Origin of the sequence: Streptomyces purpureus (assembly GCF_014648195.1) — a bacterium.
GTDB classification, from domain to species: Bacteria; Actinomycetota; Actinomycetes; order Streptomycetales; family Streptomycetaceae; genus Streptomyces; species Streptomyces purpureus.
The window spans coordinates 822132-829054 of the sequence record NZ_BMQQ01000001.1 but is presented as its reverse complement, the minus strand read 5'-3'; the positions used below and the strand labels follow the sequence as shown (position 1 = coordinate 829054).

6 protein-coding genes and 1 pseudogene are annotated in these 6923 nt (G+C 70.3%); 1 reads left to right on the top strand and 6 read right to left on the bottom strand.

Translation table 11 applies throughout. The features are described from left to right. Positions 1 to 265 precede the first annotated feature (265 nt). Together IEZ01_RS03775 and IEZ01_RS03770 are read right to left on the bottom strand one after the other, a co-directional pair. A pseudogene (locus tag IEZ01_RS03775) lies at positions 266 to 774 on the bottom strand (transposase); the annotation flags it as partial. Between the two features lie 699 nt (positions 775 to 1473). Next, positions 1474 to 2403: an outer membrane protein assembly factor BamB family protein gene (locus IEZ01_RS03770; RefSeq protein ID WP_189199800.1), complete on the bottom strand. Its 930-nt coding sequence runs from the start codon at positions 2401 to 2403 to the stop codon at positions 1474 to 1476. A 275-nt stretch (positions 2404 to 2678) separates the two neighbouring features. Between IEZ01_RS03770 and IEZ01_RS03765 the strand changes: the two genes are divergently transcribed. Next, positions 2679 to 3245 carry an FG-GAP repeat domain-containing protein gene (locus IEZ01_RS03765; RefSeq protein ID WP_189199798.1) on the top strand — a complete coding sequence of 189 codons (567 nt, stop codon included), beginning with the start codon at positions 2679 to 2681 and terminating at the stop codon, positions 3243 to 3245. Between the two features lie 225 nt (positions 3246 to 3470). On the opposite strand, the gene IEZ01_RS03760 is transcribed toward IEZ01_RS03765, so the two are convergent. From IEZ01_RS03760 to IEZ01_RS03745, 4 genes are all read right to left on the bottom strand, one after another. Then, entirely contained in the window at positions 3471 to 3839 is a 369-nt protein-coding gene (locus IEZ01_RS03760) for a DUF4180 domain-containing protein (RefSeq protein ID WP_019891485.1), read from the bottom strand. Between the two features lie 346 nt (positions 3840 to 4185). After that, the gene (locus IEZ01_RS03755) at positions 4186 to 4647 is read right to left on the bottom strand and encodes a helix-turn-helix domain-containing protein (protein ID WP_189199796.1); all 462 of its coding nucleotides are present in this window, start codon (positions 4645 to 4647) and stop codon (positions 4186 to 4188) included. A gap of 185 nt (positions 4648 to 4832) precedes the next feature. Next, positions 4833 to 5603, bottom strand: a complete 771-nt coding sequence (locus tag IEZ01_RS03750) for an SDR family NAD(P)-dependent oxidoreductase (RefSeq protein ID WP_189199794.1) — start codon at positions 5601 to 5603, stop codon at positions 4833 to 4835. 61 nt (positions 5604 to 5664) lie between these two features. Beyond that, the gene (locus IEZ01_RS03745) at positions 5665 to 6888 is read right to left on the bottom strand and encodes a hypothetical protein (RefSeq protein WP_229832647.1); all 1224 of its coding nucleotides are present in this window, start codon (positions 6886 to 6888) and stop codon (positions 5665 to 5667) included. Between the last annotated feature and the right edge of the window lie 35 nt (positions 6889 to 6923).

Here is a 6923-nt window from a genome sequence, read left to right as displayed (position 1 = left end):
ACGGCGGCTTCTTCTTGGACCCCATGAATCCCAACTTCCCCTGCAATCACGGGCTCCACGCTACGAGGGGATACTCAGGTGACCGCGCGAGTGTTGAAGTCTGCTGAGGGCAGCTCGGAGGTCTGGCTTCGTGCAGCTGCCAAAGAGGGTCTGATCAGGCAGCGAGCCGGGGAGAGGACCGCCGTCCGTCTCGCCGCCCAGCTGAGCAAGGCAACCAGAGCGGATAGGGCGGGCGGGTGAGCGGCGGGGCCGACAGCACTCGGGGCTATCTCTGAGTGCCTGGCGCTTCCGGAGACAGAGCCAACGGTACGAAGGCGAGTTGCTCGTCGAACGGCTGCCGGGTCTGGAGGCAGTGATGCAGCTGGCCGAGGAAGCGGTTGAGCAGGTTGCGCTGGGCGGCGTTGTGCCAGTCGCCGTGCTCACGGCGGCGGCGGTAGTGGGGTTGGCTCCGGGTGAGGCCTTGAGGGCTGAGAAGACCCAGAGGAAGCCTGCGTGCATGAGCCGGTTGTTCTTGATGAAGCGGTGGCCGACGAAGCATTTCTTGCCGAAGGCGCGGTGATCAGGGCGGAGCCGGCGTAGGACTTCAGGGCTCCGGCGTCGGCGAAGCGGGTCCGGTCGTCGCCGATCTCGGCGAGGACGCGGGCTGCGAGCAGGGGCTGAGGCCGGGGAAGCTGAGCAGGATCTCGCTGTCGGCGTGCTGGTGGAAGGCTGTTTTGAGGCCGCGGCAAGGTCGTCTGCGGCCTGGCAGGCGGCGTGCAGTTGCTTGAGCAGGGCGTCTTACATCGAACGATTTCAGTCCCCTCCGGCGGATGCGGCCCGCCGAGTTCCTCCTGGCGCCCCACCGGTCCGGTCGGCCGCGGTTGATCACGGCATCCGGTACGTCACCGGCCGGCCCGACCTGTCGTTGATCATCGGCCTGGTCTCGGTGATCTCCCTGTTCGGCCTGAGCTTTCACCTGACCTTGCCCCTGATGGCAGGCGCGGGCCAAGACCATCTTCCGTACCAGCACCAGCGCCACCACCTTCGGGCTGCTGACCACCGCCTTCGCGGCGGGCTCGCTGCTGGCCGCGCCGGCGACCATGGCCCGGCGCAGTCGGCCCGCCGGCCTTAGGGCTGCTCACCACCGCGGTCGGCTGCCCCCGGGCCGATCTCCGCCACCCTGCCGCTGGCCGGCACCGGGTTCGCGGCCAGCTTCTTCGCGCAGGCCGCGAACCACCGCATCCAGCTCGGCAGCGACCCGCCCGTACCGGGGTCGGGCCATGAGCCTGGACACCTGGTCCTGCAGGGCTCCACGCCCTTCGGCGCGGTGCTGGTCGGCCGGCTGACCGAGGAGGCGCCCGGTCGGGCCTGTGGGGCGGGCTGGTCTCCGCCGCCGCGGCGATCGCCGCGTACGCCGTCCGCCACCTCCGGCCCACCCCGCCCCCGTCCGGGGGACCGCCGGACCCCCCGCCTGAACCGGGGGCGGGGCGCCCGTCAGACGGGCTGGGTGGCGAAGACGAAGATGCCCCCGGCGCTGCGGACGGCGGCGTACCCGTTCGTCGTGAACTGCGGCATCTCCTCGATCCCGGAGGTCAGCAGCTTCTTGTCGCGAGCGTCGAGCGCGGCTCCGGTGCCGTCCAGGTTCGCGTAGAGGACGCCGTTGCCCGGGAGGGCGCGCGGCGTGATGTTCACCTCGTCCGCGGCCTGGCGCCACAGCTCCTTGCCGGTCTCCGTGTTCCAGGCGACCGCGCCCTTGCCGTACTGCACCACGGCGGTCTTGCCGTCCGGGGAGATGGCGAGGCCGTCGTCATCGATGGTGCCGTTGGTGTCGATGCCCGGCCCCTCGGCGAGCCGGCGGCCGCCCTTGACGTCGATCAGCGTCATGACCGCTTCGGAATCGCCGTATGAGGACCATTCGAGGAGGGCCTTGTCGCCCTGGTACGGCATCAGCCGCGCACTGGTCGCCTTGGCCGAGGTGACCAGCTTGGCGATGGCGGCCGGCGGCGCGAGGTCCTTGGTGTTCCACGCCTTCTTGCCGGTGCGGATGTCCGTGGCGGTCAGCCACCAGGCGGAGGGCTGGTAGGAGATGTCCCGCTGCGAGGAGTAGCCGAGACCGGAGCCGACCGCCCCCTTGAGATCGATGTGCGAGGCCTCGGTGGTCAGGGTCTCCCCGTCACCGATCGGGATGAACTTGGCGCCGCCGGAGCCGCTGGTGTCCACGAGGTAGCCGTGCCGGACGGGGGTGGACATGTGGGTGTCCCCGTCGAAGGAGGAGCTCCCCAGCTTCTCGCCGGACGGCGCGTACATGGTCAGCACGGTCTGGGCCGAGGCCTTCTTCAAGCCGTCCGCCGGGGTGTCGACGCGGTTGCGGATCAGCAGGGCCGGCGAACCGTCCCGCCACTCGCCCACCTGCGCGAGAGCCACCGCCGGGGAAGACGTAGAGCCGCTCTCCTCGGGGAGGGCGAAGTCGAACTTCTTGCGCAGCTTGCCGCTCTTGGCGTCGAGGAGCCGGGCGGTGAAGGTGCTCGTGCCCGACTGCCCGTCGCGGTGGCCGGTGACGATGACGGCGTCCCCGACCGTGCAGACGTCGCGCTGCGACGTGTCCTTCTCGGACGCCTTGCTCGCGCAGTTCCCCGCCTCATCGCCCTGTGTACCGGGCCCTGCCGGGGCAGCCGGTCCAGCTCTGGAAACGCGCTTCCGTGCACCTCCAGAACTTGGCCTACGACGCCGGGCGGGACTCCCTCTGGTTCATCAACGAGAACCAGCCCAACCGGGTGGTCTACCGCATCCCCTGGCCCCGCTTCGCAGGTCCGCTGGCCACCCTGACCGGCGCCGGGGACCTCACGGGCGATGGCCGCCCCGACCTGCTCGCCGTGGACACGGCCGGAAAGCTTTGGCAGTACGCGGGCAACGGCAAGGGCGGCTACCAGCCCGCCACCGGACTGGGCGCCGGCTGGGGCGCCTACACCCAGCTGGTTGGTGCGGGGGACCTGACGGGTGATGGGAAGGCTGATCTCCTGGCAGTGGACGGTTCGGGCCAGCTGTGGCGCTATCCGGGTACGGGTGCCGGCGGCTTCGGTACACGGGTCCCGATGGGCGCCGGCTGGGGCGCCTACACCCACCTGATCGCCACCGGAGACCTGACCGGTGACGGTCACCCCGACCTCCTGGCCCGCGAAGCCACCGCGGACCACGCCTACTGGCTCTACGCCGGGACCGGCACCGGAGGTTACGGGAACCGGGCGGCATGGACCTTCGGCACCTGACCACGGCCCCGGCGCCGGAACGACGACGTCGGTGTGCCCGACCCCGCTCGGGGTCAGGCACACCGACGTCCTGGCAGTCCGCCTGCCGTGGGCGAGACGGCTCATGCGCCGCTGGTAATCGGCCGTATCGATCGATACGAGCGCAAGGCCGACCACTTCCTCGCCTTCGTCGGCATAGCCGCAGCCCTCATCTGCCACCGCCGCCTCACCAAATGAAACGACGTCTTAGGCGGGTGTCAGCCGGGTGCGCAGAGCGTCGAGGTCCGGCAGGAACCAGAGCTGGGTTCCCCGGTTGCTCTCGCGGACGAAGTCGCGCAGGGCTGTGCCGGATTCGGTGTGGCGGGAGATGTCCCCGATGACGGCCAGGCCCATGCGGTAGTTGACGAACTTCTGGACGATGTCGCCCGCGAGGCGCGTCCGGAGCCGGAAGAAGTCCTCCGGCAGTCGGTCTGCCGGGACGGCCACCCAGCCGGCGCCCTGGTAGAAGCCTTCGCCGATCAGGTCGAGCGCGTCCTGCTCGGTGCGTAGCGGTGTGCCGTCCGGCGAGCAGACGAGGACGGGGGTACCGGCGAGGTGCTGAAGGGTGTCGGCCATGGGACGGACTCCTTTGGGTGGAGGGGGAAGAACGGCAGGAGACGGCCGCGGGTCGGGGCGCTCATGCCCGGCTCGCCGATGAGGTCGACGGCGTACGTACGGAAGTACCGCGACCAGATGGGGATGTCGTCCCGCCACATGGTCGCGTTCGCGCCCGAGCCGTGCAGGAGGACCAGGGGTGGCGCTTGCGGCAGGCCGGAGGCGAGGACGAACGTGTCCCCCTGACGGGTCGGTACGTGGACGCGCTCTGCGAAGACCGGCCAAGCGGCCAGGGCCTCCTCGTAGTTCCGCTGGATCTGCTCCTCACCGGCCGGGGACGAGTAGATCGGCTTCATGGGCTTCGTACTCACGAGTCGAGCACCCCGTCCATGTACGCGAAGAGCAGGGCCGTCTCCGTCAGGCCACCGAGGACGACGACCTTCAGGCGGCGGCGGTCCTCGTCGTAGACGGTTTCGATCCGCAGGGCGGATCCGCCGGGGCGCGGGCCCGTCGCCGTGGCCATCAGGAGGCTGGTGAGGCGGTGAACTGTCCGGCTGTCGACTCCGTCGATCTCCACGACGCTGGTGACGTCGGTGTGCCGCCGATGTGCGTCCGCGCCGGCCGCTCCCTCCGCCCCGGCCTCCTCGACCGGGCGCGCCGGGGGCACCGGTCGGCCGGTGAACGCTTCGAGGTCCTCGTGCGCGATGCGGTACTGCTTGCCGATACGGACGGCGGCGAGGCGCCCGTCCCGTACGTAGTTGCGGACCGTGCGCACATGCAGCCCCAGCCGCTCGGCGACCTGCTCCACGGAGTAGAAACGATCATTCACACAAGTACCCTAACTCCCCCTCAACGAAGGGTACAACAGGGAATGTTGAGGAAGGTTAGGGAGTCATAGGCGGCTGAGCCGGAAGGGATGCCCGGCCACGGAAACACAGCCGGCCCGTACGGTCGCGCGGCCCCGTGAGGCGACGCGACCGTACGGGCCGGGAAGAGGCCCTCGATGAGTTGGTGTCAGACGGCCGTCCAGCCGCCGTCCACGGCGAGGGCCGTGCCCGTCACGAACGACGACCGGTCACTGCACAGCCACGCCGCCGCCTCCGCGACCTCGCGGGGCTCGGCCATCCGCTTCTGGATGGCGCGGGAGGTGAACGCGGTCTCCAACTCCGGTGTCTGCTCCAGCACTTCCGCCATCAGTTCGGTCCGTGTTGAGCCCACGACCAGCGCGTTGACGCGGATCCCGCGCTCTCCGTACTCGGCCGCCGCCGATCGGGTCAGCCCCAGCACGGCGTGTTTCGCGGCGACGTACGAGGACGACGCGCCGGTCGCCAGCATCCCCGCCACGCTGGAGGTGTTCACCACGGCTCCACCCGGCCCCGACTCCAGCATGGCCGGTATCTGGGCTCGCATGCAGTTCCAGACGCCCTGCACGTTCACGTCCATGATCTGCTGGTGCACGTCCTCCCCGGTCTCGTGCAGCAACGATCCGGCAACCGCCCACCCGGCGTTGTTGAAGGCGCCGTCCAGCCTGCCGAACGTACTCACCCCTCTGTGCACCGCCCGCTCGACATCCGTCATCACGGTCACATCACCCGCGGCGACGGCACAGCGCCCACCCTCCCCCACGATCTCCTTCTCCAGCAGACGCAAACGGTCCTCCCGCCGCGCCACGAGCACCACCGCCGCGCCTTCCCGAGCGAACAGCAGCGCCGCGGCGGCGCCGATCCCGCTGGACGCACCGGTCACCATGACGACCTTGCCCTCAAGCAACCCCATCTTTGTCATGACCCCATTCAACCCTCAACGCCCCTGTCGACACAGGGCAGTTACTGGCCCCGGATTGACGCTAGATCGCGTACCGCCACACCGTGACCATGTGCGCCCCGTACCAGCAGCCGAACAGCGTCGCCCCCGTGAGGACCGTGATCGCGGTGCGCCGGTTCGCCCTCGCGAGCGCGCGGGCGGCCGGGACGAGGAAGAGGAGCGTAGGAATGAGGAGGCGGAGCTTGGAGTGGTAGAAGTTGCTCTGGCCGAGGGTGATCACCAGCATCGCCGTGCCGTACACGAGCAGCGGCGGCCAGGTGACCTGCCGCCGCTGCCAGGTCATGGCCGTCGCCACGGTCAGGGCGATCAGCAGAAGCGCGGTGCTGACGGGGACCCAACCGCCCTCCTCGAGCGCCGCGGTGGCGAGGAAGTCGAGGGTGGCCGCGCCGTTGTCCCATGCCGTGCCCCACCCGGCTTCCTGGACGACGAACCATCCGTCGAGCCGGCCGAGCCGGTTTCCGACCCACAGGAGGTAGGCGGGTGTGCCGAGACAGGCCAATGCCACCGCGATGAGCGGCCGCGCGGCCGGGCGTGCCTCTCGCTTCATGTGGAGTACGGCGGCGACGGCCACGGCGAGCACCACCGCGAGGGCCGCCGGCCGGGTCAGGCCGGACAGGAGGGCCGATATGCCGGCGGAGATCCAGGCTTGGCGGTGCGCGGCGAGCAGCGTCGCGGCGGCCAGGGCGAGGAAGAGCGCCTCGCTGTAGCCCATGAAGAAGACCACGGCCATCGGCTGCGCGGCCGCCAGCAGTATGACGGTGATCGTGGCCGTACGGGAGCCGTACAGACGGGTCATGAGCCGCAGCACGGCGAACAGCGCCGAGGCGCAGCACAGATGAGCGGTCACGACGGCCGCGGTCGCGGCCCCCATGCCCGTCGTCGCCGCGACGGCTCGTACGAGGAGGGGGTAGAGGGGGAAGAACGCGAGGGTGTTGCCGGTCAGTTCGCCGTCCGGACCGTAGGTGAAGCCCTTGGGGTAGCCGTCCTCCGCTATCGAGACGTAGAGCCCGCCGTCCCAGGCGACCAGCCGGTCCATGAGGCCCGGGCCGCCCGGCTTGTCCAGCAGGACGAGCGCGAACAGGTGCAGGGCAGCGGCGCCCGCGTACACACCCAGGGCGACACCCGCCGCACGCGTCCATCCCGGTCGCCACCGCGGACCGGCCGCGGGGACGGCCGGAGAGCTTCCCCGCTGGGGCGCGGGTGCGGCCTTCGGCGGCCGGGCGGTCTCGCTCAGAGTCTGGTGCAACGGGGCTCCTCGTAGTGCGGGTTCACTGGCCATAC

Coding starts and splice junctions, on each gene's coding strand:
- IEZ01_RS03760 (WP_019891485.1), bottom strand. CDS start 3,839: ATGGCCGACACCCTTCAGCACCTCGCCGGTACCCCCGTCCTCGTCTGC.
- IEZ01_RS03750 (WP_189199794.1), bottom strand. CDS start 5,603: ATGACAAAGATGGGGTTGCTTGAGGGCAAGGTCGTCATGGTGACCGGT.